Source organism: Ruegeria sp. AB5 (genome assembly GCF_056542645.1).
This window is the reverse complement of sequence record NZ_JBQGAE010000053.1, coordinates 1-2,292: the sequence shown is the minus strand read 5'-3', so window position 1 is coordinate 2,292 and position 2,292 is coordinate 1. Positions and strand designations below refer to the sequence as shown.

Here is a 2,292-nt window from a genome sequence, read left to right as displayed (position 1 = left end):
TCCACTCCTCAGTGGTTACGATGAGCCAAGAACACTCTCTTATCAAATTGCCCTAGTTGGACCCATAAGCGCTGACGTCAGATAGTGCTGGAACGAATTTCCACACAATCACTATAAAGCGAAATTCTGTTGTCGCGCCTTGAAACTTTGTTTCGTAATTCTTCTGAAAAACGAAATATCATGACAGCGTGAGCGCGATAGTTTAGATATTCTCTTTAAACAAAGTATCCAAACTTCGGTGGGCTCTTTGGAACAAGTTACCTTTACGTTTGAGATGGGAGCAGTTTGCGTTTTGCTGGCCTTCACCGTCTTCTTGTTTGTATCAGAAATTGTCAGAATTGACCTCTCTGCCATACTGGTTCTGGTCCTCGTCGGACTTCTAAGTTATGCACCGGGGCTTGAGAACCTGGCAGATGTTACGCATCTGTTCGATGGGTTTGCGTCGAACGCTGTGATTTCTATCATCGCGGTCATGATCGTCGGTGCCGGTTTGGACAAAACTGGCATTATGAACAAGGTTGCCGCGGTCATTCTAAAATATGGTGGCACGGCCGAAAACCGGGTATTGTCGATTGTCTCAGGAACGGTCGGAGTTATTTCGTCATTCATGCAGAATGTCGGGGCGGCCGCATTGTTTCTGCCGGTGGTCAGCCGCATTTCCTCGAGGTCGGGAATTCCACTGTCCCGCCTGCTGATGCCCATGGGATTTTGTGCCATTCTCGGCGGCACAATGACTATGGTCGGTTCATCTCCGCTGATTTTGCTGAACGACCTGGTCCTGACTGCAAACGAGGGGTTGCCTGAAGGCCAAAAAATTGATCCCTTTGGTCTATTCTCGGTAGCGCCAATCGGCGCGGCCTTAATCCTGACAGGGATCGGTTACTTTTTGCTGTTTGGGCGCTGGGTTTTGCCCGGAGATACCGGGTCTGACAACACCGGCACAGGACAAGGTACGCAGGAATACCTGCAACGGGTTTATGGGTTGCAGGCGGATGTCTTCGAAGTGATCGTGCCAGAAAACAGCCCGCTGGTCGGGCAGATACTGGCAGACATCAACCATGAAAATCATCTCTACATAATATCCACTTTCTATCGCGGTAAGACTTCTATGGTTCAGGTTCTGACCGCCGAGATCGCCGCTCCGTGCAGGCTTGCCATCATAGGAAATCGCTTGGTTGTCAAACAGTTTGCAGAGAAATTTGGTCTGACTGTTCTTCCTGAACTGGATATCTTCGTAGAAGAGTTTGCACCAACCAATGCCGGAATAGCCGAAGTCGTTGTGACACCTGACAGCAAGCTGATCGGGAAATGCCCCCGCGAGCTATTGTTCCGCAAGACGTATGGCATGTCACTGCTTGCTATTCATCGAGGAGAAGAAACACTCAGCCACGTCGAGACTGATACACACGAGTCCACTCAGATTGGACTCGAAGAATTTCATGCTGGCGACATGCTTGTTGCGCATACAAGATGGGACAACCTGATGCGCATCAAAAGGGATCCTGACTTTGTGGTCGTAACAACAGACTTTCCGCAGGACGAGCTGCGGCCTCAGAAGGTCGGTTGGGCTTTGGCCTTTTTCGCAATTTCGCTGTCGCTGATACTGTTCACTGACGTTCGCTTATCCCTTTGCCTTCTGACAGGCGCCGCTGGAATGATGCTCACGCGTGTACTCAGTGTCGATGAGGCGTATAGGGCGGTCGGATGGAACACGGTTTTTCTGCTGGCATGCCTCATACCTCTGGGACAAGCGGTGCAAAATACCGGCACTGCGGCGTGGATCGCCCAGCAAATCATGATCATTTTGAATGGTTGGCCGATTTGGGCGCTTCAAGCCGGTGTCGCGATATTGGCAACCACGTTTTCACTGGTTATGTCAAATGTCGGTGCCACCGTCTTGCTCGTGCCCCTTGCCGTTTCTATAGCCGTAGCTGCTGGCGGAAACCCAGCCGCCTTTGCGCTAACAGTTGCAATCTCGACCTCGAACAGCTTCATCATTCCGACCCATCAGGTAAACGCGCTGATTATGGGGCCAGCGGGTTACAAGGTAATGGACTTTGTGCGCTCCGGGGGCATCATGACCGTTCTGTTTTTGTTGGTTTCCTTGCTTATGCTCAATGTGATTTTCTGAACAACCTGTGCGAAAAAGTCATCAATCTCTCGGCACCAAACCGAAAATTGACGAGGTTGCATTTTTTGCCGGTTGTGTCGCAAACTTTGGGTCTGGATTGACGAGCCTGCAGATTCCGAAGTTTGTTGTCCGCGTATTGTTTTCCAACAGGTTTCAGCATG

Annotated in this window: 1 protein-coding gene; it reads left to right on the top strand. The window is 50.4% G+C overall.

From position 1 onward, the window contains the following. Positions 1–247: 247 nt before the first annotated feature. Positions 248–2,131 (top strand): SLC13 family permease, encoded by a 1,884-nt coding sequence (locus ACR0L4_RS23520; RefSeq protein ID WP_480515626.1) that lies wholly within the window; start codon positions 248–250, stop codon positions 2,129–2,131. Positions 2,132–2,292: the final 161 nt, after the last annotated feature.